This window comes from Pantoea stewartii subsp. stewartii, from assembly GCF_008801695.1.
In the GTDB taxonomy this organism is placed as follows: domain Bacteria; phylum Pseudomonadota; class Gammaproteobacteria; order Enterobacterales; family Enterobacteriaceae; genus Pantoea; species Pantoea stewartii.
Genome location: NZ_VZPF01000083.1, coordinates 1 through 21,683, shown reverse-complemented (window position 1 = coordinate 21,683; position 21,683 = coordinate 1). Strand labels below are relative to the sequence as shown.

Here is a 21,683-nt window from a genome sequence, read left to right as displayed (position 1 = left end):
ATGTCGAACGGTTGTGGCAGGCGCTTCATGAGACAATAACCCGAAATCACCAGTGCAGTTCAATGTGGCAACTGTTGAAAAAGGTCCATCACTTTATGAATACCGTCAGCCCATTCCCCGGGGGAAACATGGGCTGGCTAAAGTGTAGCGGTATTAGGATCAGTTATTTAGCGCATTAGCTAATTTTACAATGCTAATCTCAATGTTTTCGGGCAGGGAGGAAATGGTCTCTCTTAGTGATGTAAGTTCCGTATTTATTTTCTCAGGTATCGATTTTATTTCTTTATCAAGTGCAATGTAGTCTTCAAGTAGTTCCTTTACTTTTTGATCTTTAAATTCTTCTGAAATGCTCATTGATATTCTCCTTTTGTGGCGGGTTTGACCCGCCAAGTATTATGCTATATCTAAATTTTTAAAAGCAATATCAAGGTCTGAATTGAATCCATTCATCAACATTTTCACAGTGCGCAAGTTTGAAAGCTCTTGTCTTGTTTCTTTAGATTCAGCAGATCGGATTAAACTCCGGAAGTCTCGGTCGTCATTATATATATCATCGTACCGTAAGCCTGATTTAGTTAGAATGTTAAATATATTATTGTAGTAGACTATTGCAGGATTATCACCAGTGATTTTCTTACATTGCTTGTTGTTCATGAAAATCGAATATTGTTTTTTTATCTCTAAGTCTTTCTCTGCTTGATTCAGGATGATTTTGATACGTTCCATTTCAATTCCACTATCTAGCAGATTGTTAATAGTGTTTATTGAATCACGTTGTTGCTTGTCTTGAGTCGTTACAGGGATTAAAAAGTAGTCTATTAACTCATGACTCCCTTTAAACTCAAGCATTTGAACCATAAATTGTTCGATGTTAGATGAGCCGACATCAATGATTGTGCATTCCGCATCATCAATACGTTTTAAAATCTCGTCAAACTCTCTTGCGGATACTTTCTCATCACTAGTTCCGTCTGAGTTTATAGTTTCAACTCTAATTATTTCAGAGTTTTCTAACCGTGGCTTTAAGAGTGTCTGGCAAATTGTGGATTTTCCAACATTTCCACTGTTATTTAATACTGCTATTTTCATGTACATGGGATATCCTTATTTGTTTTGTAAGTGATTTGATAGTGTAGTTCCAAGTCTTATCGAATTTGGACACTGCCATTCTTTTATCTGCTCAATGCTAACACCGCCTTCGATAGCTCTTCTAGCAAGTCTCTCATTGTTGAAGCATACACTAAGATAACTATTCATATCATCAGCGTTTTTTATCGGCATTGATTTGTTTTCTTCGTCTTCATAACTGACATGATTTTTATTTACTGGATTAGTATTTGAAGTATCATCTTCCATAAGATGTTTTTTGTTTTTCGTTCTTGTCAACATATTTCTATATGCTGAAGCGGCTACGTTATTGCCTGTTGAGTTGTTTATGTAATCTGCAATTTGTTCCCATGAGTAATATTTTTTAGCCTCAATTATATGAGAGTAAAACAAATCAAAAGCTGTTTGCTTAGATTTTGTCGTCTTATTTTTTATGGCTTCGCAGAGTCCATACAGAAAAGTATCGATTGTCATTATTGCTGCCTCCTTATCACCCCCTTACCTTCTCATAGTTTGATTATGTGTGCAAACATGTGTGCGATGTTGGGGTGCGTGTTCTATTCTGTGTGCGATTTAAGGTGTTGTCAAGCAGCAAATCTGAATGTTTGTGTGCTTTTATGTGTTAGTAAGTGTGTTGCTTGAGTCATGCACGACTCTAAACAGAGGCACGTTACCGACTGTATACAAATGCCTGGCGGCCTTTGCATACAGTCGCGTGCCAAAGGGGATACCCCTTTGAAACCCCGCATGGCGGGAACATCGTCACCAGTTCAGGTAGGTCACTATGGCTGCTAAACAGAAGAAAGAAATTGTTGTTTCGTTGCGTATTACTCCTGACGAGTTTTCGCCATTTGAAAAGCAAATAAAAGAATCCAAACTCAGCCGTTCAGCATTTTTCAGAAAACTGGTATTGGATAAGCAAGGCTCAATAAATATTGAGGTAAAAGATACCCGCCAATTATTATACCTCTTTAATAAGTCCAGCAATAATATAAATCAACTTGCGTTAAAGGTTAATGTTGCTCATAAAAATGGTACTATATCCGATAGAAAATATACGTTATTTTTGAATGCCCTCCTCAATATCGAAGCGCTTATGAAAAAGGCGGTGGAAGATGCTGATTAGATGTAAAGGGTATAATTCCGGAGTGAAAGAATATCTGGAGGAAGGTCGAAAGTCTGGTCGAGAGTTAACACGCGATGAGCTTGATGAACGTATCATTCTTGATGGTAATCTCGATCTAACCGAAATGATTTATAAAAGCATTCCAGATAAAGGACAAGATCGTTATCTGACCTTTACTCTGTCTTTTAAGGAAGAACAGATTGATGAGGAGAAACTATCCGAAATTACACAGGAATTTAAATCATTCCTGATGAAGTCGTATACATCTGAAGAATATAACTTCTATGCTGAAGCACACATTCCAAAAATTAAAACAATGGAAGACCGTAAGACTGGTGAATCTGTTGATAGAAAACCACATATTCATATTGTTATACCCAGAAAGAATTTACTTTCCGGTAATGAAATGAATCCTGTAGGAAGTTATAAGCAAAATGAAAAATACCTTGAGGCTTTTCAGGAGTTCATAAACCAAAAATATGTTCTGGAATCCCCGCGAGAAAACATGCGTATGACACCTACAGGATATGCGGACATGTTATCTCGTTATAAAGGGGATGAATTCCGAGCTAAGAATAAAGAATTTAAACTTAAAATACTTCAGCGGATTCAAGAAAAAGGGATAAGGACACGTCAATCCTTTTATAATTTGGTCGCTGAATATGGAGAAACGAAAATAAGGAATGCTGGCAAGGAAAATGAATATATTGCGGTTAAACTCGATGGTGATAAGAAATTTACCAATATGAAAGAAACGATTTTCAGTGATGAGTTTATTGTAAACAGAAAGGCTGCCCTGCCCCCGCTTGAACAAAATATTATCAATAGGCGGTTTTCTGAATGGGAGCGACGGTCTGCTGAAATTAAATATATTGATAAGATATCTTCGGAAAGGTTCAGGCATAAATACTATGAATCCGATGATAAAACTAAATCAGACTTGCTAAATGGCTGTGTAAATAAATTTTACGAAAAATATAGAGGTTCTAATGGCATACGAGGTGAACGGAAGGGAAATAGTCAGCGAGGTTTTACTCAAGCTGAAAGAGGAAGTGCTCCCCCACCTACCCATAGCCTGCAAGACCTGTCCAATGGCTATGTGGCAGGTTCACGGCGAGGGCAAGGAGATAAAAGCTTATTGTCGGGTAATGCACGTTTACACATGGCAGACCAGCAAACCCACGGAAATTCTGGACTGCGACGCGCTATATCAGACGGAGGAAGAGGAGGAAGAAGCGTTCCTGTCACTAATCAGTCAGGGCAGCCAAACCGAAGAGATTCAGCCCGACAGCTCATGGCCGGATCAAAGTATGGAAAGCGACTACGAAAGCGGAAATTACAGCTGACACCCTACCCTGTCATTCCACGTATGAAAAATCGTATTCCTACGCTGACTGATATTAAACGTAGGGGGGATGCCCTTTTTCCTGCTGGTTCTATTACTGGCAAGCAAGCGGTTGTTCCCTTTCAGAAATCTATTAATGCAAACGTAAATACATCGTCCCTGTCGGCCTGGCTTATCCGCCGCTTAAGTGAGCAACCAGTAAGCCAAAACGTCAGCAAGATACTCAAAACAATAGATCGTGACTTCTATGACATCCGGAGGGAGGTACTTGGCGATAAGCGATTCAGCTATGAAGAGAAAAACCAACTGATTTCAGTCATGCATTTTGAGCGACTGAAAAGGAAAGATGCCGTCTTGAATAAAAATGAGGAATATAACATGGGGAGTAAAGAAATACGGGATATGCTCAGGAATGATGATAATAAACCCGCTGGGTTTACTATCAGCGGTCCGGAGCTGGAAGAAAAGCAGGAAGCGAAAGGCCGTTTTGCGCGAGTGATCGATAAACTGCGTAACCCTGTTAACTATTCGAAAGTAGCGGAAGAGTCGAGGAAAGTCGTTGAAAAACACCTCGACGCCAGCAATTTATACACAAAGCGAACCCGTAAAGGCCATGTTCATTATCTCGACAAAACCAGTGATAAAACACTGTTTGTCGATACGGGCAAGCTGATTACAATGCGGAAAAATGGCCTGAGTAGTGACAGTGTGGCCGTAGCGCTGGAGCTGGCTCAGGGGCGGTTCGGCAGCACTCTCAATATCAAAGGTTCACAGAAGTTCAAAGATATGGTTGTGAGCGTTGTCGCTGAAAAAGGGCTGGATATCCATTTCACCGACAAAAAAATGAATGAAGCTCTTGAACTTCGTCGTGCAGAGCTGCTGAAAGCCAGAGAACAGCAGTCACGCAGCAGTGGAACGGCATTTACCATTGAAGGCGCTGACCGCACTATCAGCCGGGAAAATAGCGAGGTTGCTAAGGAAGAAGAGCGGTCCGTTCCTGGTGGCTCAGGGAATATTGATGATGAGCCGTTATACCGCTCGGTTAATCATCTTGAAGGTAAAATTATCAAGCACGGAGCCGCACCATACCTTCATAAGGAAGGTAACAGCGATAGCTACTATGTTGTTCTCAAAGATAAAGAAGGTCAGGAATCGACACAGTGGGGAGTTGGTCTGAAAGATGCCCTCAAGGGGTTCCGGAGAGGTCAGGAAATTGCACTGGATCTGAAAGAGTCAAAACCTGTTCAGGTCCGGGTCCGGGATGAGCATGGTCAGTATTCCACCCGTGAAGCTGTTCGTAACATTTGGCAGGCAACCAGTCTGTCAAAATCTGCTTCCCCAGGATCTAAAAAAGCGGCCACTTCCGATATTGATAAAACCCATCTGGCGACTGAGAAGATGCCGGTTAGAGAAAATATTCACTATCGGGATGAATACATAAAGTGGCAGCAGACTCAACCAGCGGGTACAAGTTTTGCTCGACTTGAGAGAGAGATGAAAAAAGCCAATCCTGGCGTTAAGGGGGATGAGTTCTACAAACTCCTGGTGGAAAAAGTTCAGGGAACCCAGAAAGCTGAAGGGCCAAAAGCGAGCCGTAACAGGGATTTTGATGGGCCAGAAATGGCATAGATATGCTTTCGTAAGGCCGGGGAAACCTGGCCTTTTTTTTGTGATCAATATCATGATGGGAATTATGCACTTGATAAGGCGTGTTTTTGTGATTAAGCTAAATGCTGTTCGCCGTAACGTAAGGAATCGCACACATGCTTCAAACAATACTTAGTCGCAGCTCAGTTAGTATTACTGACTTCAGAAGAAGACCTGTTGAGTATGTGAAGGCCGGGAATGGTGAGGCGATTGCCATCCTGAGTAACAATGAACCAGTATTTTACTGCATCCCAGCAAAGGAATATGGCGAGTTGCTGCAAGAGCTTGAAGACGCAAAAAGTAAGCTTAAAGCAGTTAGTAACTAATTGAAGAAAAGGATCTTTGGTTGATCCTTTCATTATGTTTAATGATCATGAACCTCATTAAAAGTGAGACTAATAGCGTTAAAACAAGTAGTTAGAAGTACAGCCTTATCATAGCTGAATTGATCCGCTTGATGGATCGTGCTAGATTACGCTGGTTTACGAATTCTTACGGGTGGGACGTTCCCGGTAATAGCGTCTAGGGATGGGGGAACAGGCAAATGCCTAACCCCTGAATGCAAAAACCCCCTGAAATCTGTCAATGAACTTGCCGGAACATTCAGATATTCAGGGGGCCAAAAGCAGGCGGCGTGCCTGTGAAGGATTATAGCAAATGTATAATCACATACAACCCCCTTGCACCGGCATAAGTGCGGACGGGTGTGAATAGCGGAACTTTTTCCGATTCTACCTATTTCGATTGGTCAGAGTACGACTCAGCAAATCTGAATGAAGTGCTTGATTATGCTGTTGTTTCTCAGAAACGTACTCGACGTCGTCGTGGAACACACTCGACAGCATGTAAGTGTGCTGATCCCAAATACCTTCGACCTGCGACCTTTAACCAGCTCCCGAAAGTACTTCGGGACGGGTATCATCGTGCTCAGAAACGCCGTTTCTCGAGGCATCCGTATTTCGTGCATATGCGCACGAATGCTGGCCGTGAGCGTGATTTCAGACCGGAACGTCAGTATCTCCTCGATGCACTGGCCGTTCTGCTGGTTAGCGGCTGCGATCTTGCCACGTTTAACGTCGCCCTCAATAGTTCACAGATATGCAAGTCTTTAAGCCCAAAAGACTCCCGGGGCGAGGTAATACCTGGTGAAGAGGTCACGGCTTCCCGCATTTGCCGCGCACTCGATCTGCTAGAAAATTACGGTCTTATCGAGCCATACATGCGCCGCCTGGACCCGTACACAAAAACCTACCTCCCGCGCCATGTCACTTTAACAGAGCAGTTCTTCAGGCTCCTCCAGGTCAATCTCGATCTGCTGTATAAAGAGCGTGATGAACGTCTGCGCGCGATGGCTGAGGGGATTCTTGCTCCTGGCGAAGTGATGTCCGTAAAAGCGGCCCGACAGCGCTTTTCTGACGAGAAAGTGGCGCAGGCCCTGAAGGTTCGCCGCGAGAGAGCGACAGAACAGAAGCGTCTTTCCAGAATTGCGCGTTCCACCCAGCTCGATGACCGGCAGTTCCAGATTGCAGCCTGGTTGATCAACACGCGGCCGGAAGTCTCTGGTATGACGCCGGATGATTTCGAGTTGCTGGTCTATCATTATCTGCGGCAGATCAAGCTCAACTTTGACGCTGAGCCGCCAGGCTAACTTAACTTTCCCCCCACTTTTCCCTCTACCGCCGCTGGCGGTTTTTGTGCTTCCCCGCGTTTAAAAACAGACTAAAAAGCCATCAATAAAGCCTGCAGTTAAGACACTTTTCACCGGCGAAAACCCCACTAATGAAGCTAACTGGTCATGTCACAGTAGTTATGCACAAATATCCGCAAATATAGAGGACTTTTTACCCGCAATGACTGGAAGTGTTATCCGCAAATTTTTCTTAATCTCGTGGAAGCCCTGTGCTCTTTCTCACCAGCGAACGCTTACGCGCCTTTGCCCTTTTTAAATATTCAATTAAAGAATGAATCTAATTCAGTCCCGCTTTCCTGTGGAAAACGGGGATAATGCCCGCCCTTACAGCGAGCTACGCTCGCGTCGGTTCGGAAATCGCTACGCTCAAAAGTTAGCACCCGCCAAAGCGGGCAAAAATCAGTCACAAAATATGCAATTAAGCCTCTAAACGTCTGCTCCCGCTGGTCACAGCCGTTAAGACCCCGGAAATCACGCTCAGAACGTCGCACAGCGCCATTCTGACCGCTCACCGGGGCTTCGGCCTTAACTCAGCAGTAAACATCGCTGTAAGCCCGTTATGGCTTTGCAGGGAGGCGGGCGGGGCAGTGACCACACAGCAGCGTGCGTAAACGTGCTGTGGTGGCTCTGGTCAGATACGGTGGTAGTGGGTGCATCATCCCCGTTCAGGGGAGCAAGGCCCGGCGGTTTGCATCCTGTACCTTATTTCAGTTACGGTGTGCCGCCTTCTATGCGCTTCGCGCATGAAAAACAGATATGCCAGCATTTTTTGGGCTTCAGCTGCGACCGGCGACTTCATTTTGCTGTCGTTTCTTCCAGTCCGGGCCAGACGGCCAGTTTAATTCTGACAGCAAAAAGTGTCGGTTGATATAATCGTAAGTTTCGGAAATGTCGACGGTTCCGGCGCAGAACCTAACCTGTCAATGGTCTTTCGGTACTTTAACAAGACCGTCAGCGATCCCCTGGGCCACCAGTTCCATTATCCGGGCAAAACGAAAAAATCCACTGTACTGCTGACAGATGTAGTCCATCTGGATCTTGGATGAGCTGTCCATCACCTGTTTGAAAGCATCCATATAATCGTAGCACCCCTGTAACAGCTGTTCGTCACCGATAACTGATACAGGAAAGCTATTGGCATAGTCATGTATTAACTTAGCCTGCTGGTGTTGTTCTGCGTTTAACGTAATCATTCTTATACCTCCGGAAAATTTTCCGGATAAAGTCTACCCTGTCAGCAATGACGATTGAAGATCAAACAAAGGCCGAGAAAGCCTCTTGTTTAATTGGTGTATAATGTTATACACCAATTTATGTTTAACCTGACAGCAGCAGACTGACTACTAATGATATTAGTGTGTAACGTTATACAATGAATTTCAATGTAGAAAAGGAGGGGGAGTCATCATGAGCAAGCTAAATAAAGAACCGATAAGGGGACTGGATGATGAAGAAATAACCCTGCTTATTGATGCACTGACAGTACTACGCGCTGAACGCGGGAAAGCCTGGAATACAGCTTATGACTGCGCGCTATTGGCGAACAAACGCCCGCCATCGCTGAAAATGTATGGTATTGGTGAGATTAAACGGCTGGCTCGCCGGTTGGGGGCCAGAAATACGCACTGGCTGGATTGACTCTGCCCGCATTTCCCTAAAAAGTACCACCATTAAGATCAGTCATTGTGTTGGATTTCCGTCATAGGAGCCTGATACCTGAACCTCTGCATCTTCCCATTGCTCGTGTTCTGGTTCGTCGGGGTCAAGATACTTGCGACATTTAGCATGAAGCCAAATATTCATAGGCCGCAGATTAACGACTTCCATTTCGTCAAATTCAAAATCGGCATTATCAATGAGCCAGTCCTGAATAATTTGTTGTAGGTCATTATCGTCAAGCTCAATTTTGCGCTCAACAAATCCTTCATCTTTGTAGTATTTGACAGGAAAAACTGTTCGCATTTTCAGCTATCCTTTTTCTGTTGGAGTGGGCTGCTAATTGCCCATGATATACAAAGTTTTGGCGGCTTTCTGCTTACCATTCATAATTAGTGTATAACGTTGTATATCGTTATTTTTTTACAGGCTTTCGCCCGGTTCTTGGCCGGTTAAACTCTGCTTCACGGATCAGATCTGCCCGCTGTTCCTCCCCCATCATATCCAGTGCCTTAAGCCCCGCCCGGACAACGCTGATACGCATGGCGTGATTTTCTTCGCTGTACTGGTCAAGCCTGGCTATGTCCTCTTCCAGTAGCGGAAAATTCACCCTGGTGATCACACTGCCTGATGCCGGACGATGGCTGGTTTCACTGACCAGCTCCCGCAGCGTTTTATTCTCGTCGATATTTTGCAGCGCCGGGCTGATTTTCAGTTTTGTGGTGCGTTTACTCATAACTCCCCTTATAGTGTATATCGTTATACACTATTAATTATGCGGCTAACAGTTCCAGCTCACGAAGCAGCAGCTCAATCTCACCCCGCGCCAGATTCCCGCGACGGTCATTATATTCATGTACCGATAATCCCTCGTTGTAGGCCCGTTTGTATGGTTTGCGCTGATAGAGCCGCTGCCGGGCTACCGGGAGCCAGTTCTCCTGATCGGCCTCGATGTCCCGCCTGAAATTAGAGGCGTCTTCATCTGCCGGATGCGTATCGCAGCGGTTCATGACCAGCACGGCTTTCAGCCCTTTGTTTACCGATGCCTGGTACTGGCGAACATCGGCAACAACCAGGCCCAGCGTATTGATCTCAATCTGGGAGGAGGGGTCAAGGAGCGAGATAAACAAATCGGCCACGGCCAGGCATTTGCTGAACTCTGGTGAACGGCGTCCCGGAGCATCAAGCAGCACGAAGTCATATTTTTTGTCCAGCTTACGTGCCATTGCCGGGATGTCATGATAGCACTCATAGTAGTCCACATCCGGAACGGTTCCCTGTGATCGGCGCTCGTCCAGCCAGTCTTTCACGCTGTGCTGGTCGTCGCACTCAAGCGCAGCAACACGTTTACCGCTCTTCAGGATCAGACACATCAGGATATGAATATAAATAGTGGATTTACCCACACCGCCTTTATGACTGCCAACGAGAATAATCATAGTGCCTCACTAATAATGTATAACATTATACACCGTTATCATCTGTGCGAATTCTTTCGCACCTTCTGGTACAGTTATAGCGCATTATTCTCATAGTTGTAAATAGTGTATAACGTTACACACGATTATTTTTTTGTGTTCAGCAGCGCCGCCGCTTCCTCCCGATCCATGCCGAACCGCACGGCGTAGCGTCCGGCTACCTCTGCTTCCAGAGCCAGTACGTCAAGATAGATTTGTGTGCTCTTGAAATCCCGGTGTCCCAGCAGTTTCTTCAGCGTCAGTGGCTCAATACCGCACCAGAGCAGATGCATGGAGAAGCTGTGCCGGAAGGTATGCGGAGTGACGGGGATTGAGAACCGCACACCCTCACGCTCACAGCGCGTTACAGCGTCACGAAGCCAGTTACGGATCGTGTCGTCTGTTACAGGCCATATGCGTTTTGTCCTGAACCTACAGAACGTGTCCAGGTGATCGCGCAGCCGCAGCGTGAATCCCTCGTCAAACAGCGGCACGTCGCGCAGCGTGTCCTTTGGTGGTCGCCCCGGCTTGCCCTGCTGCTTGAGCGTCATGAGCGACACGAACGGGCGCGACGGCCAGCGCTCCCCGGTGTGAACATCCTCCGGGGTGAGGGCCAGCGCTTCACTCAGCCTCGCGCCGGTATTCCACAGCAGATCAAAGAACATCCGCTTACGCAGATCGGTAAATCCCTGTGCCAGCAGGACGGTAATTTCCGGCTCCAGCAGGTATTTCGGTTTCCCGGCCTGTCGGCTCGCCAGCTGGCGAACGGCCAGCGCCATTTCAAAATCAATCCGGGGGGTGGCGATGCGGCCGATCGCGCTGCGTGAAATCTGGCTCAGTTCGGCGGGATGAGTGATCAATTTTTTAATCTCCGCGCTCAGGCGTTACGTTATCGTTTTAACGTAATGATAGGGGAGAGGGCGCGGCACGTCGCGGAGAAAAACCCGGCTTAAAGGTGATCGGTCATTCGGGGAAACTTCCATTTTCGGGATAAAAGCAGATTACCCGGACAAGGGCAGGGCGGGAACAACCACCCCTGATTAATCGGCTCCCTGTCCGGTCCGGGCCGCGCCATTGTAGCACTGGCGCGTGACGCAGCGGCGACGTCTGCGGGGGAAAATCTTCTTCAGTGAAGCTGAATGAATCCGCTTGCGGTCGCGTCGCCGGCAGCAGCTGGCCAGCGTCCTGCAGCGGCATCGGGGGCGAACCTGAAATCAGTAAAAACAGCCACTTAGTAAAACGAGCCGAAAATAAAAGTTGGTCAGAAAATCTGAACGGACGAGGGCTGGGGGCGCGGTTCGGTAAAGCACCCGTAAAACCGAATCCGGGCGAACGGCAGGAGAAAACCGCCGGGGCGGCTTATCGGGTATCTGAGGGATAAACGGACTCGCCCCTAGCATTTTTGCCACCAATGACAACTGTCCTGCCATCCGGGAGGCGAACGCCAATCAGCCGGAGAATTACCCCCCGCCAGCCAGAATTAGCTTCTCTGATGCATCGGTAAAGCTCGTTATTTTCATTTTTCAGCTTTGTCCATTCCATGCTAAGTGTGACTGGATCTAAATCAGAAATGTGCTTTATTTCGCCATTAATGCGAACTGTATTAATACCCTGACCAGTTTTCATAGCCATTTCTTTCTCTGCATCATTTGAATCCATCATTATTTACCCCATATTTTTCTCTGGCGGCTGAAAATTCTTTGGCGTCTAAACTTACAATGTCCATAAAACTTAATGAGCGCCCTTTATACCAGAGATTATCATCATGGCAGGCTACGGCTACATCTGAATAAACAAGAGGCTGCAACTTATCGTTATTAAAAATATAGCTATTACCATCAGCGCCACAACGAAAGCCACTGGTTTCAGATACTTTAATCACTTCGGGTCTAATTCCCCGCCGCTTGCGGCGATAAAGTTTGCTTGTCCTCACAACCATATGCTACATTTTTAGTAAATGTGTATCATATGGTTGTGGTCAAGATTATGTCTAACTTACAGCAGCATGATGTAGTTTCGCCTCCAGTAACGTGGTTTGGTTCCAAATCGCAACTGGTAAAAAAAATTGTGTCTCATTTCCCTAAACATCAGACATTTGTAGATGTTTTTGGAGGTTCTGGAGCTGTATTACTCGGTAAGCGGCCGTCAAAAGTTGAAGTCTATAACGATCTGAACAAAAAAATGGCATCGTTATTTCGCGTTCTTTCCGACAAGGATAAGACCCGAGAACTTGTGCGACGGTTACAGTTAACGCCCTACAGTCGTGAAGAATTTCAGCTGGCACGTTCCTCTGTTGAGGAAGAACGAGATGAAATCGAACTGGCCAGACTCATGATAGTTATTCAGAGACAGTCTCACGGAGGTTTCGGGAAACAATGGTCATACTGCATAGATGCACCGGCAGCTGGATACAGCGCCAGCGTCCGTAAATTTCACGCAGGAGTGGACAGGCTCATTGATGTTACTCACCGAATCAGGCGAACCCAGATTGAAAATTTACCCTGGGAAGATGTGCTGTCCCGTTATGATCGTACAGGGACGCTCTTCTATCTCGATCCGCCTTACGTACCAGAAACAAGGGTCAGCGGAGGTTATGAACATGAAATGACTCTGGCCGATCATGCCCGGATGGTTGAAGTTATGCTACAACTCAAGGGGATGAGTGTGCTTTCAGGTTATGCGCATAACGTCTACAGTCCGCTTGAACAGGCCGGATGGAAACGGGTGGAAATTGAGGTTTCAGCCCGTTCAAGTCAAACGAGAACGAAGCGTACAGAATGTCTCTGGATTTCACCTTTACCCACCTGTGAACCGGTTATTCGAATAGCGACAGATGAAAATCTGACAAAGCGGCAGGCAGCTGCTTACAGAGTTCACGAATTACGCACATCGGAGAGTGAAAATAAGATTACTGAAACCATCACTACATTGAAGCGAATAGGCAAAAAAGTAAGTAAAGCAGAGGTGGCAAGAATAACTGGTATATCCAGAGTGCAGATTTCAAGAAGGTATTCATATTTATTTGAAGATGTTTAGTTATTGTGAAAAGCATATATCTTCATAAAAGTCATAACGTTACAGTTTTACTTTATCATATTGTTTTACCTGCTAAATATCGGCGGTCTTTTTTTGACTCAAAAGTCCAAGCAGTTTTAAAAGATGTATGTACCGGACTTGAAATAAATTACCAAATAAGATTTTTGGAAATTGGCACCGATCGTAATCATGTCCATTTTCTGATTCAGTCAGTCCCTACATACAGCGTCACGAAAATAGTTACACTAATAAAAAGTATCACGGCACGTGAAATCTTCAAAAGGTGTCCAGAAGTGAAAAAGATATTGTGGGGAGGTGAATTCTGGACTGATGGATACTTCGCAAGCACTGTAGGTAAGCATGGTGATGAAAATATGATTGGCAGGTATGTAAAAAATCAAGGGAAAGAGTACAAAACGTTGCACTCGAACCATCAAATCACTTTGCTTTAAAATACCCCGCTGCTCGCGGCGGGGTTGTTTATTGGGTTCACCTGCATTGATTAGCGGTATTCCCGTTGCTGAAGCAGTTGTACTGGCAACTATAACCAGCAGGGGGAGGCGATTTTTTTTAACTGTTTTATACATCGCTGATTTCCTTAACCAATAATGCGTCCAGACCACGGGTAGCCAGGATAACTGTTTTAGGCGGCGCGGTCTTCTCATACGTTTTGTACGTACGCAGGCATACACCTAATTCTTCTGCTGCCCGCTCCTGTGTCCAGTTGTACCCACGTCTCCAGATACGCAGTTCGAATCCTGTCATATGCCAGCGACCTTACTTTCAATGCCTACTCCATATCATACTTAAAAAGTGCAAATAATGCACTTTTCAGCGTTTTAAATTTTGTGATCTGAAGTGGTATTCGGCACATCCGGCAGCAGATGAAGGGAAGAATATCCGGGGGTAGATGGTAACGTGTCCGTCCTGAGACAGCATTGTTCCAGCAGAGGAGGCAGACCGCTGATATCCCCGGTAAGGCGGATTTCCATTGGCGTTATCAGCTCCCCTTTCTCTGAGAAAGAGGAGTGGAGACGGGATTTTTGGGTGTAAATTGCTGAGATTTCAGTTCCCGTACTCCAGTCGATGTCCCATTCATCATCAGACAAAAGATGATCCTGCCATCCCATCGTGCGGAGGGTGTCTATCATGCAGGTAAATCGGAAAAGTGTACTCTGACTGGCAAGTCTGCCTGAACTTGCCAGCCAGACGTATTCTATCTTGCTGTACAGCCGCGCATCCGGGCCGTATCGCTTACCTTCGTTCTGTAGCCAGATTATGTCCTGTGCCAGTGTTTTCGGGAACAGCTTGCGTTTCTGGGCCGTGGACAGCCACTGCATGATGAACATATGCGTTGCCAGTGAAGAACGCGCTTTGCCCTCCCGTCGTGCAAGACTGACGGCAACAAGGATGCACCAGGCCAGGTGCGCAAGTTCGCTATCGGGGCGTTTGGTGAGTAAAGCAGTCAAAAAAGCTCCATTACAGTACTGGATTGATCAGGGAAAGATTAACATGGAATTCAGGCGCGGGTGCAGAACCGATTTTTCGCAGGGTCGGCAACCGGGCCTTGTTGCAGGAATTACACCTTTCCAGTGGATTTGATTTTTTTAAAGTTCAGTGCTGAAACAATCAATGTGCCAGCTGCCAGTAGTAGCGCCATTATAAAAAGGATAATTCCGTTACGAAATGACTTAACTTTTCCACTTAATGCATGGTTACTGAGATAGTCGTCATAAATGAAAAAAGGTTTCTTGAAAATAACGAATCTTAACTGTCCCAGCTCCGCTCCGGCTGCAAAACACTCCCTGCCGCATTTTTCAGCAGGAATATTATCCAGCATAACTAATGCTTTATCCTTCTGATTATTTCTCATCAGGTAATGAAGTACAGCCATTTTTTTATCAGTTGATGTAAAGTCCGTGTGAAGTAACGACAGCATAAGTTGTGCATCTGACTTTTTTGTTTTATGTTGCTTGTCTCTTGCATAAAAATACCAGTCAGCGATAAATGCGTTTTCTTTATTTTTACTGTACAGGGTGTCGATGTTTACACGACCTTTTGATTTATCATAGATAAGGGCGTTATATATCTGCTCTGCCATTTGAGCATTAACAGGCGTATAGTAGCTTTTATCTATTGTTTTAGTATACCAGTCAATACTTAAATCGGCTGGTTTCCCTTTATTATTGTATGATGTGGTTTCCTGATAGTTATAATTACCGAAGCTGTCCTTCCATGCCAGAAATGCATGGCCGGGGGCGTAAACAATATAACCTTCCATACCTTTCATTCTCATTGCATCGATCATCAGATATGTGTTGGTGTCGCAGTCAGAACGATGAATGGCATAGTTATTGGATACTTCCACGCTTGGCGTGTAATAGAAATTGTCATGAAGACGTTCGTTAGCGCAGGCTACATAAGCCGCAGTTCCTTCATCTGTATTTTGCCAGGAACATGTAGCGTTGACGCTTTTCAGGTACTGACTGACGTTGCTCAGGGCGTTACGCATGGTTTCTTGCGTGGTTATGCCGTAATCCAGGTCCATTTTTATCAAACGGTGGGTGAGATATTGCCCGTCATACGCAGAACTTACATGTGTTGTGCCGGAGTAACGGTTGTGGAATTCTTCTTCATTATTGTTGTCGTCGTGTAATGTACCAAAAAGGGCGAGAAAAGAAGCCCAGAACAAAAACAAAGAGACTACCGCAGCAGCGAATGTTGCAAGACCCCAGCCCAGCCACTTACTGATAAATTTTATAACATCATCCATTATAGATTTGCTCTCTGTAACCTTCCTTTAAGTATTGATATTTTAACATATTGCCTGGGCTATACCGAAAAGAAAGAAGAGCGGGAGAAGGGATTGATGTTGAAGTTGAGACGTAAAAAAACCCGACTGGTAATCGGGTTTTTTACTTTCTGGTCCGGAGCTGGTGACTCTGGCCGGAATGGAACAGCCTCTGTCTAACAATTTAATACTACGCTCTTCAATAGCTGAATGCAATTTTTGCTGATAGTGAGTATAATCAGGCCGTTAGCAATAGATTGTTCCTCCTTCGGCAAACCGCATGGCGGTATGAACAAGTTTAAGTCCTGGCTGGGTTACGGGTGGTGCCGGATCTGGTGCTCTGGCTGGAGTGGAACAACCTCTGTCTAACATCGGAGATAAGCCGCTGTGACAGGCAGAATATGAGTAAATAGCGGTGTTCTCACTCCATTTATGGAGTAACCGGATGATTGATAAAGCAATCATCGTTCTCGGAGCGTTAATAGCGCTGCTGGAACTGATCCGCTATCTGCTTCAGTTACTGAGCTGATAACGGAAACGTAATTAAGGCCGGGGGGTAAACCACTTCCCGGCCTTTAACATATCTGATGTCTGCCAGCATTTTTAGGGCTGGCGCCTGCTGCCGGTGCCTGGATATGCCAGCAAATTAATTCTTCAGAGTTGCTGCAAGCTGGCAGATCTCATGATGCAAAATGATGAGGCTTTTCTTCATCGCTTCGGGTAGCCCTCTCAGGTCCAGAAAATCCAGCCGTTCCTGAATGTCATTTCTCCTCATTACGACAAAGATTGGTGAAATATCAAGGTACTCGCAAAGAATGTCGCGCTCCCGGAGTGTTATATCTGCTCTGCCTGTCATGATATTTTTTAGCCGCTGTGAAGAAATATGGGTGGCAGCAGCTATTTTGTTATAGCTGTGCCGGGATCTGATAATTTCGTCCTTGAGAACCTTAACTGCCGGATGGATTGGTACGTTCACTGGTATGACCTCTTGGGTTGTGGTGCAATATTTTGCAGAAAATTGCCCAAGAAACGGCTCTCTGGTGCATATATGGAACCGTAGCCAAAAGTTTGATTTAAATCAATTTACCAGCATAACCACAAAGTAGTAGGATTAATTATATTCAGAAAATTAGGGACATACATGACAAGGTTTTCACATGTCATGGTTTCATGGAAGAAGGGAGATCCTCACTGATAAGGATGTCCATGCGCCGATTTAACAAAGAATGGATGGTTTGTGCGGCGGCCTGTAATTGTACTTCCGCTCTTTCCAGTTCGCTGATTTCACCCGGATTGAATCTGAATCTTTTATGACGTTTATGAATAGCCAGAAGTTGCTCCGCGAGTACATCATCACGGCAGTATAGGTAGCATTCTGGAACGCCAAGAACCTCCGCAAAACGGCAGGCTTGCTGAAAGTTAGGGCTGTGGGTATCGGTTTCGTAGTGGGAGATTCTGCTTGCTGTAAGCTCGTCTATACCTGCACGGGTAGCAAGTTCTGTCTGGGTCATTTTCGCCGCTTTACGGGCTGTTTTGAGGCGTTTACCGATCATGCTGTATCTCCATCAAAGTAACGATGAAGTTTAAGCATGTTAATGTTTTTATTTTATATAGTTTATTTAATAAGTTGCTGTATTTCTAATAAAATTAACACCACTAATCGGCAGCTCTGATTGATAGGTTTGATCGTTTAAACCGATCAATACTATGGGAATTGATCTATCAAAACAATTAGACTAAAACTCACTCAAACATCAAAATTAGAGTATTAGCATTCTTAAATATACTAAAAACGTACTGTTCAGGGGGATGATGCAGTGCGCTAGCTATTGATTTTTCGTTACTTACTGGAGAAGGAGGCCATCATGCAGCAATGGTCTGATGCCTGGTATCTTTTGCGTTGCCGGGAGAATACATGGAGGACTACGCTTCAGAATTTATCAGAAGCTGGTATCAAAACGTGTTGTCCCCTCATTCTTGAGCGCCGCCGCCGCAGAGACAAGAAAAACAGTTACAGACTGATTAATTATCCCGCATTTTCCGGATATATCTTCGTCAGATTTAATCCGGCTCAGATCCATACCACTGCAATAAAGAGAATGCCTGGCGCGATGGATTTTGTGCGCTTTGGAAACCAGATTGCAACCATACAACAGGAAGAGGTTAATGCAATGAAACTGATACACCATAACCTTCCAACGGTAAGCCTGGGTACTGAACACCTTACCGATGATCGGTTGAATATCCCCACAGACGTTCTGAAAAAAATAGAGAAGATCTTTAACGCCAAAGAGGCCTCTGAGCGTATTGAACTTATGTTTTCTATGATTTCAAAACAAAAACGATTAACGACGGAGTAAAAATGGCAAGCAACTCTAACAGGCAGCAAAAAAAATATTCCAATAATATTTATGTCTCTCCGGGGCCACGGCAAAAACTGGAAGAGATCGTAACCGAGATTGGATATAAGCAGGGTAAGGTTATGGCTGCGTCTGCATTTGTCCGTTATTTAATTGAAAACCACGGAGAGCAGGCAAAAGACGACATTCTTAATAATGGATAAAACTTATGATATCTACAGCGACGTTTCTTGCGCTGGCGATACAGTGCGCCCCGGATATTGCTCCCGATACACTCAGTCGTATAGTTAAAACAGAGTCAGGTTTTAATCCCTGGGCTATTGGTGTCGTAGGTAAACCACTCAATCGACAGCCACAAACGAAAGAAGAAGCTTTGATAGCTGTTAAACAACTTGCTAAAGAAAATGCTAACTTCAGTATTGGTCTTGCACAGATCAATCGGCAGTATTTCGATATCAAAGATGTTGAATCAGTTTTTTCACCCTGTATGAATTTAAAAATGGGGGCGAACATACTTAAAGATTGTTATTCCCGCGCACTAAAAACCAGTGAGTCAGAACAACATGCATTAAAGAAATCATTCTCGTGTTATTACAGCGGGAATTATACCAGAGGATTTAAAAAGGAAAATAACGGTACAAGTTATGTTGAAAGAATCGTTGCGGCAAATTCAGCAGCGGTTAAAGTCCCGGCGCTTGATGATTCAGCTGTGAGCGAACCCGCTTCACGATATGAACCGCATGAAAGACCTATATATGATGAATGGGACGTTTTACAGCAATATCCAAGATATTTTAAACAAAAGCAAAGTAAACCAGCTATCGCTGATAAAAATGAAGAGGAAGAAACAAATGTTAAAGGCTAACAGATTAAAAAGGCATTATGCGCTGGCATTACTAATGCTGGCATGTTCACCGTATGCACTGGCAGCAGGTGACACAGGCTGGCTGGATACGCTAAATCAATATGCTAAAAATATTCAAATCGGCCTTTACGCTCTTGCAGGTACTATTGTTCTTTGCTGTGTGATTGTGTCTGGTATACGGCTGGCTATTTCTCGCATGTCAGGAAATCACGACAAAACGTTCTGGGATTATATCACTGATTTAAGTATGGCAATCTGGATTGGGGGGGCTGTTGTGTTCTTCACTGCTTTGTGGCAGGTGTTCGGAACTTCATCCTGATTCAGAGGGAATACTCTATGGAAGAAGATGAATATGTATTTGACAGTTATAATGCGATGGGGCGAACGGCATCATATCAGGGGGTTCCTCAGTTTGTTATTCTTGGGATACTGGTTTTTGGCATAGTGCTGACAGGTATCTGTTGTGTGCTTTTTGGCTGGTACGGCTTAATCGCAATAATTGTCCCGATGATCTTATTTGTGGTTGTCAGAATTGTTTGTGAGTCTGACAGCCGCTTCCTTACACGTTTTCGCTTTATGTTAAGGCGGTATATAAGGAATATGATATTCGGTCGTTCTTTATTAATTACACCGTATAACCCACGATGGAATCAATTCTATGGCAGGCGGATTGCGCAAAAAAGGTATCTCACCGGAAACAAGAGTTCCGTGGATGAATTATCACGTCCATGAAAATATGGTGACTGTTTCCGGTCAGCGTTTAATTAGTATCGTGAGATTTAAAGGCGTTTCTTATGCAACAAAAGAAAAGCCTGAATTAAATAAACTTTTTAAAAATGAAAACAGATTCCTTCTCTCACTTGGTAAAAAAGAAGGGAAGAATCTCATGATTCAGACATGGACAACCAAATCATCAATTTCACTGGACGCTGACTATCATATCGAACTGCCTGTATTACAGGATTTTGTCGATACCCTTACTGCACCTTACCGTAAGGGAAAATACAGGCAGATAGGCTATGCGATGGCTTTTATCCTGAAATACCGGGATCTGGATGAAGGTATTAGCCGGATGAATGAAATCCTGATTATGGTTGAAAAAATGCTGAGTGCGTTTGAACCTTCCATTCTTGGGGTCGAGGAGGATGCAGCCGGTTCTGTCTTCTCTCAGGTAGGGCGCTATGTATCCCTGCTTATTAATGGCAAGGAACAGGATATTTTACTTTCTGATACCCGGCTCAGCGATGCAGTAATTGACAGTGTGACAAACTTTGCGCCTTATGATTATGTGGAGAACAGGCCAAATTCAGGCGGAGTAAGATATGCCACAACCTATGATCTCCGGGATTATCCGTCAAAAACCGTTCCCGGCATGTGGGATGAGGCACTGGAAGAACAGTTTGATTTTTCACTGGTGCAGACCTTTATGTTTGAAGATCGCAACAAGTCAAAGGCCAGCTTTACAAAACAGGCCGTGGACCTGACTTCAGCAGAGGGGGAAACGAAGCAGACGAAAGCGCTCGATGATGCTGTTCAGGATATCACCCAGGGGGATAAGCTCTTTGGCCGTTACCACGCCGCGCTTATGGTCTATGGGGACACGCCACAAAAAGCTATTGATAATGGCGCGATGATGGACTCCATATTCACAGCAAAAGACACGCGCTTTATCCGCTCGACGGTAACGAACGAAGATACGTACTATTCTCTGTTCCCTGGTTGCACGATTGCGCTGTATCCGGTGCCGAAATCGACTGAGAACCTTGCCTGTGGTTTTTCACTCCATGCATCGCCAGCCGGGAAAGCGGATGGTAATCCACCTGGTGATGGTAAGGCGTGGATGCCATTTCGTTCAGCAAATGATTCACTCTATTTCTTCAATGCGCATAACAGCCCTGTCGGGAAGAATAATACTGGTGAGCGTTTACCGGGACATATATCAACGGTAGGGAAAACTGGTTCAGGTAAAACAACGCTTGAAGCAGAATTGCTGGTATTTGCCAGTCGCTGGAATCCACTTATTTTTTGTCTTGACTACAATCATTCATTTGAAAATCTGCTCAGAGCATTATCTACACAATACTTTGTGATAAAACCTGGTGTTTCAACTGGCATTAATTTGTTTCAGCTTGAAGACTCACCAGAATTGCGAAACCAGCTTTTTGATATGGTTCATACGATGGCTGGCGTGTGCTCTGATGCTGAAGAGAACCAAATAAAACATTCTATTGAGGCTGTACTGGCGCATTCAGTCGTTGAGAACAGGGGAATGTCTCTTTTGTTGCAGAATATAGCAGAAACAGAAGATGAAAATTGCCTCCATGTTCGACTAAAGAAATGGTGTCGTGTATGCCCCGATGGTTCAACGGGTCGTTATGCATGGGTATGTGATGCGCCTGTAAATTTATTTGATCCTAAGCAGTATCGAAGACTAAATAACTGATCCTAATACCGCTACACTTTAGCCAGCCCATGTTTTCCCCCGGGGAATGGGCTGACGGTATTCATAAAGTGATGGACCTTTTTCAACAGTTGCCACATTGAACTGCACTGGTGATTTCGGGTTATTGTCTCATGAAGCGCCTGCCACAACCGTTCGACAT

The 21,683-nt window shown here is 44.8% G+C and carries 28 protein-coding genes and 2 pseudogenes; 15 read left to right on the top strand and 15 right to left on the bottom strand.

Features of this window, described 5'->3' with window-relative positions; all coding sequences use genetic code 11:
• Positions 1 to 148: pseudogene (locus F7Q90_RS20640) on the top strand (IS630 family transposase); the annotation flags it as partial.
• 11 nt (positions 149 to 159) lie between these two features.
• Here F7Q90_RS20640 and F7Q90_RS20635 read toward each other — a convergent pair.
• The 3 genes from F7Q90_RS20635 to F7Q90_RS20625 are packed head-to-tail and all read right to left on the bottom strand — an operon-like array spanning position 160 to position 1,581.
• Entirely contained in the window at positions 160 to 354 is a 195-nt protein-coding gene (locus F7Q90_RS20635; protein ID WP_170283818.1) for a hypothetical protein, read from the bottom strand.
• A gap of 39 nt (positions 355 to 393) precedes the next feature.
• Complete coding sequence (stbB, locus tag F7Q90_RS20630; RefSeq protein WP_241210091.1) at positions 394 to 1,089, bottom strand: StbB family protein; 696 nt, start codon at positions 1,087 to 1,089, stop codon at positions 394 to 396.
• Between the two features lie 15 nt (positions 1,090 to 1,104).
• On the bottom strand, positions 1,105 to 1,581 hold the full coding sequence (locus F7Q90_RS20625; protein WP_006122546.1) for a hypothetical protein: 477 nt from the start codon (positions 1,579 to 1,581) through the stop codon (positions 1,105 to 1,107).
• 310 nt (positions 1,582 to 1,891) lie between these two features.
• Between F7Q90_RS20625 and F7Q90_RS20620 the strand changes: the two genes are divergently transcribed.
• The 4 genes from F7Q90_RS20620 to repA all read left to right on the top strand — a co-directional run bounded on the left by F7Q90_RS20620 (position 1,892) and on the right by repA (position 6,873).
• Positions 1,892 to 2,233 carry a plasmid mobilization protein gene (locus F7Q90_RS20620; protein ID WP_006122547.1) on the top strand — a complete coding sequence of 114 codons (342 nt, stop codon included), beginning with the start codon at positions 1,892 to 1,894 and terminating at the stop codon, positions 2,231 to 2,233.
• A gap of 22 nt (positions 2,234 to 2,255) precedes the next feature.
• A complete protein-coding gene (locus tag F7Q90_RS20615; RefSeq protein ID WP_241210092.1) occupies positions 2,256 to 5,207 on the top strand; it encodes an LPD7 domain-containing protein in 2,952 nt (983 codons plus the stop codon).
• A 134-nt stretch (positions 5,208 to 5,341) separates the two neighbouring features.
• On the top strand, positions 5,342 to 5,551 hold the full coding sequence (locus F7Q90_RS20610; protein WP_006122549.1) for a type II toxin-antitoxin system Phd/YefM family antitoxin: 210 nt from the start codon (positions 5,342 to 5,344) through the stop codon (positions 5,549 to 5,551).
• 380 nt (positions 5,552 to 5,931) lie between these two features.
• Positions 5,932 to 6,873, top strand: coding sequence for a plasmid replication initiator RepA (gene repA, locus F7Q90_RS20605; RefSeq protein WP_006122550.1), 942 nt, complete (start codon positions 5,932 to 5,934; stop codon positions 6,871 to 6,873).
• A 962-nt stretch (positions 6,874 to 7,835) separates the two neighbouring features.
• Here the strand turns inward: repA and F7Q90_RS20600 are convergent.
• Positions 7,836 to 8,108 (bottom strand): hypothetical protein, encoded by a 273-nt coding sequence (locus F7Q90_RS20600; protein WP_006122551.1) that lies wholly within the window; start codon positions 8,106 to 8,108, stop codon positions 7,836 to 7,838.
• 214 nt (positions 8,109 to 8,322) lie between these two features.
• On the opposite strand from F7Q90_RS20600, the gene F7Q90_RS20595 reads away from it, so the two are divergent.
• Entirely contained in the window at positions 8,323 to 8,553 is a 231-nt protein-coding gene (locus F7Q90_RS20595) for a hypothetical protein (protein ID WP_006122552.1), read from the top strand.
• A gap of 42 nt (positions 8,554 to 8,595) precedes the next feature.
• Here the strand turns inward: F7Q90_RS20595 and F7Q90_RS20590 are convergent, their stop codons facing one another.
• From F7Q90_RS20590 to F7Q90_RS20565, 6 genes are all read right to left on the bottom strand, one after another.
• On the bottom strand, positions 8,596 to 8,877 hold the full coding sequence (locus tag F7Q90_RS20590; RefSeq protein WP_006122553.1) for a hypothetical protein: 282 nt from the start codon (positions 8,875 to 8,877) through the stop codon (positions 8,596 to 8,598).
• Positions 8,878 to 8,986: 109 nt separating this feature from the next.
• The gene (locus tag F7Q90_RS20585; RefSeq protein WP_006122554.1) at positions 8,987 to 9,307 is read right to left on the bottom strand and encodes a hypothetical protein; all 321 of its coding nucleotides are present in this window, start codon (positions 9,305 to 9,307) and stop codon (positions 8,987 to 8,989) included.
• Positions 9,308 to 9,344: 37 nt separating this feature from the next.
• Entirely contained in the window at positions 9,345 to 10,010 is a 666-nt protein-coding gene (locus F7Q90_RS20580) for a division plane positioning ATPase MipZ (protein ID WP_006122555.1), read from the bottom strand.
• A gap of 125 nt (positions 10,011 to 10,135) precedes the next feature.
• Positions 10,136 to 10,888 carry a tyrosine-type recombinase/integrase gene (locus F7Q90_RS20575; protein WP_006122556.1) on the bottom strand — a complete coding sequence of 251 codons (753 nt, stop codon included), beginning with the start codon at positions 10,886 to 10,888 and terminating at the stop codon, positions 10,136 to 10,138.
• Positions 10,889 to 11,387: 499 nt separating this feature from the next.
• Complete coding sequence (locus F7Q90_RS20570) at positions 11,388 to 11,654, bottom strand: hypothetical protein (RefSeq protein WP_044243876.1); 267 nt, start codon at positions 11,652 to 11,654, stop codon at positions 11,388 to 11,390.
• Between the two features lie 19 nt (positions 11,655 to 11,673).
• Complete coding sequence (locus tag F7Q90_RS20565) at positions 11,674 to 11,910, bottom strand: hypothetical protein (protein ID WP_141119432.1); 237 nt, start codon at positions 11,908 to 11,910, stop codon at positions 11,674 to 11,676.
• A gap of 104 nt (positions 11,911 to 12,014) precedes the next feature.
• Here F7Q90_RS20565 and F7Q90_RS20560 point away from each other — a divergent pair, with 104 nt between their 5' ends.
• Both F7Q90_RS20560 and tnpA read left to right on the top strand, forming a co-directional pair.
• A complete protein-coding gene (locus F7Q90_RS20560) occupies positions 12,015 to 13,064 on the top strand; it encodes a DNA adenine methylase (protein ID WP_006122558.1) in 1,050 nt (349 codons plus the stop codon).
• Positions 13,065 to 13,069: 5 nt separating this feature from the next.
• Positions 13,070 to 13,516: an IS200/IS605 family transposase gene (gene tnpA / locus F7Q90_RS20555; RefSeq protein WP_044243850.1), complete on the top strand. Its 447-nt coding sequence runs from the start codon at positions 13,070 to 13,072 to the stop codon at positions 13,514 to 13,516.
• A 387-nt stretch (positions 13,517 to 13,903) separates the two neighbouring features.
• Here tnpA and F7Q90_RS20545 read toward each other — a convergent pair whose 3' ends face one another.
• Together F7Q90_RS20545 and F7Q90_RS20540 are read right to left on the bottom strand one after the other, a co-directional pair.
• On the bottom strand, positions 13,904 to 14,533 hold the full coding sequence (locus tag F7Q90_RS20545) for a DUF2913 family protein (protein WP_044243855.1): 630 nt from the start codon (positions 14,531 to 14,533) through the stop codon (positions 13,904 to 13,906).
• 110 nt (positions 14,534 to 14,643) lie between these two features.
• Positions 14,644 to 15,837 (bottom strand): hypothetical protein, encoded by a 1,194-nt coding sequence (locus F7Q90_RS20540; protein WP_006122559.1) that lies wholly within the window; start codon positions 15,835 to 15,837, stop codon positions 14,644 to 14,646.
• A gap of 463 nt (positions 15,838 to 16,300) precedes the next feature.
• On the opposite strand from F7Q90_RS20540, the gene dinQ reads away from it, so the two are divergent.
• On the top strand, positions 16,301 to 16,384 hold the full coding sequence (dinQ, locus tag F7Q90_RS20535) for a damage-inducible type I toxin DinQ (protein ID WP_080577543.1): 84 nt from the start codon (positions 16,301 to 16,303) through the stop codon (positions 16,382 to 16,384).
• Positions 16,385 to 16,501: 117 nt separating this feature from the next.
• Here the strand turns inward: dinQ and F7Q90_RS20530 are convergent, their stop codons facing one another.
• Complete coding sequence (locus tag F7Q90_RS20530; protein ID WP_006122561.1) at positions 16,502 to 16,831, bottom strand: transcriptional regulator; 330 nt, start codon at positions 16,829 to 16,831, stop codon at positions 16,502 to 16,504.
• 184 nt (positions 16,832 to 17,015) lie between these two features.
• On the bottom strand, positions 17,016 to 17,408 hold the full coding sequence (locus F7Q90_RS27935) for a helix-turn-helix domain-containing protein (RefSeq protein ID WP_044243858.1): 393 nt from the start codon (positions 17,406 to 17,408) through the stop codon (positions 17,016 to 17,018).
• A gap of 312 nt (positions 17,409 to 17,720) precedes the next feature.
• Between F7Q90_RS27935 and F7Q90_RS20520 the strand changes: the two genes are divergently transcribed.
• From F7Q90_RS20520 to F7Q90_RS20495, 6 genes are read left to right on the top strand one after another with little or no spacing between them, the layout of a single operon-like run.
• Positions 17,721 to 18,215, top strand: coding sequence for a transcription termination/antitermination NusG family protein (locus F7Q90_RS20520; RefSeq protein WP_044243860.1), 495 nt, complete (start codon positions 17,721 to 17,723; stop codon positions 18,213 to 18,215).
• Positions 18,216 to 18,217: 2 nt separating this feature from the next.
• On the top strand, positions 18,218 to 18,418 hold the full coding sequence (locus F7Q90_RS20515) for a hypothetical protein (RefSeq protein ID WP_006122563.1): 201 nt from the start codon (positions 18,218 to 18,220) through the stop codon (positions 18,416 to 18,418).
• 5 nt (positions 18,419 to 18,423) lie between these two features.
• Positions 18,424 to 19,080, top strand: coding sequence for a lytic transglycosylase domain-containing protein (locus tag F7Q90_RS20510; protein WP_044243863.1), 657 nt, complete (start codon positions 18,424 to 18,426; stop codon positions 19,078 to 19,080).
• Positions 19,067 to 19,399: a TrbC/VirB2 family protein gene (locus tag F7Q90_RS20505; RefSeq protein ID WP_044243865.1), complete on the top strand. Its 333-nt coding sequence runs from the start codon at positions 19,067 to 19,069 to the stop codon at positions 19,397 to 19,399. Before F7Q90_RS20510 ends, F7Q90_RS20505 begins: the two co-directional genes overlap by 14 nt.
• A 17-nt stretch (positions 19,400 to 19,416) precedes the next feature.
• Complete coding sequence (locus F7Q90_RS20500; RefSeq protein ID WP_071988839.1) at positions 19,417 to 19,812, top strand: hypothetical protein; 396 nt, start codon at positions 19,417 to 19,419, stop codon at positions 19,810 to 19,812.
• Positions 19,739 to 21,523, top strand: coding sequence for a VirB4 family type IV secretion system protein (locus tag F7Q90_RS20495; protein ID WP_006122564.1), 1,785 nt, complete (start codon positions 19,739 to 19,741; stop codon positions 21,521 to 21,523). Before F7Q90_RS20500 ends, F7Q90_RS20495 begins: the two co-directional genes overlap by 74 nt.
• Before the next feature lie 11 nt (positions 21,524 to 21,534).
• On the opposite strand, the pseudogene F7Q90_RS20490 reads toward F7Q90_RS20495, so the two are convergent.
• Positions 21,535 to 21,683: pseudogene (locus F7Q90_RS20490) on the bottom strand (IS630 family transposase); the annotation flags it as partial.

What these genes read in the sequence shown, in the direction of transcription:
- F7Q90_RS20635 (WP_170283818.1), bottom strand. Translation starts at nt 354, where the DNA reads ATGAGCATTTCAGAAGAATTTAAAGATCAAAAAGTAAAGGAACTACTT.
- stbB (WP_241210091.1), bottom strand. Translation starts at nt 1,089, where the DNA reads ATGAAAATAGCAGTATTAAATAACAGTGGAAATGTTGGAAAATCCACA.
- F7Q90_RS20625 (WP_006122546.1), bottom strand. Translation starts at nt 1,581, where the DNA reads ATGACAATCGATACTTTTCTGTATGGACTCTGCGAAGCCATAAAAAAT.
- F7Q90_RS20620 (WP_006122547.1), top strand. Translation starts at nt 1,892, where the DNA reads ATGGCTGCTAAACAGAAGAAAGAAATTGTTGTTTCGTTGCGTATTACT.
- F7Q90_RS20610 (WP_006122549.1), top strand. Translation starts at nt 5,342, where the DNA reads ATGCTTCAAACAATACTTAGTCGCAGCTCAGTTAGTATTACTGACTTC.
- F7Q90_RS20600 (WP_006122551.1), bottom strand. Translation starts at nt 8,108, where the DNA reads ATGATTACGTTAAACGCAGAACAACACCAGCAGGCTAAGTTAATACAT.
- F7Q90_RS20595 (WP_006122552.1), top strand. Translation starts at nt 8,323, where the DNA reads ATGAGCAAGCTAAATAAAGAACCGATAAGGGGACTGGATGATGAAGAA.
- F7Q90_RS20590 (WP_006122553.1), bottom strand. Translation starts at nt 8,877, where the DNA reads ATGCGAACAGTTTTTCCTGTCAAATACTACAAAGATGAAGGATTTGTT.
- F7Q90_RS20585 (WP_006122554.1), bottom strand. Translation starts at nt 9,307, where the DNA reads ATGAGTAAACGCACCACAAAACTGAAAATCAGCCCGGCGCTGCAAAAT.
- F7Q90_RS20580 (WP_006122555.1), bottom strand. Translation starts at nt 10,010, where the DNA reads ATGATTATTCTCGTTGGCAGTCATAAAGGCGGTGTGGGTAAATCCACT.
- F7Q90_RS20570 (WP_044243876.1), bottom strand. Translation starts at nt 11,654, where the DNA reads ATGAAAACTGGTCAGGGTATTAATACAGTTCGCATTAATGGCGAAATA.
- F7Q90_RS20560 (WP_006122558.1), top strand. Translation starts at nt 12,015, where the DNA reads ATGTCTAACTTACAGCAGCATGATGTAGTTTCGCCTCCAGTAACGTGG.
- F7Q90_RS20540 (WP_006122559.1), bottom strand. Translation starts at nt 15,837, where the DNA reads ATGGATGATGTTATAAAATTTATCAGTAAGTGGCTGGGCTGGGGTCTT.
- dinQ (WP_080577543.1), top strand. Translation starts at nt 16,301, where the DNA reads ATGATTGATAAAGCAATCATCGTTCTCGGAGCGTTAATAGCGCTGCTG.
- F7Q90_RS27935 (WP_044243858.1), bottom strand. Translation starts at nt 17,408, where the DNA reads ATGATCGGTAAACGCCTCAAAACAGCCCGTAAAGCGGCGAAAATGACC.
- F7Q90_RS20520 (WP_044243860.1), top strand. Translation starts at nt 17,721, where the DNA reads ATGCAGCAATGGTCTGATGCCTGGTATCTTTTGCGTTGCCGGGAGAAT.
- F7Q90_RS20515 (WP_006122563.1), top strand. Translation starts at nt 18,218, where the DNA reads ATGGCAAGCAACTCTAACAGGCAGCAAAAAAAATATTCCAATAATATT.
- F7Q90_RS20510 (WP_044243863.1), top strand. Translation starts at nt 18,424, where the DNA reads ATGATATCTACAGCGACGTTTCTTGCGCTGGCGATACAGTGCGCCCCG.
- F7Q90_RS20505 (WP_044243865.1), top strand. Translation starts at nt 19,067, where the DNA reads ATGTTAAAGGCTAACAGATTAAAAAGGCATTATGCGCTGGCATTACTA.
- F7Q90_RS20500 (WP_071988839.1), top strand. Translation starts at nt 19,417, where the DNA reads ATGGAAGAAGATGAATATGTATTTGACAGTTATAATGCGATGGGGCGA.
- F7Q90_RS20495 (WP_006122564.1), top strand. Translation starts at nt 19,739, where the DNA reads ATGGCAGGCGGATTGCGCAAAAAAGGTATCTCACCGGAAACAAGAGTT.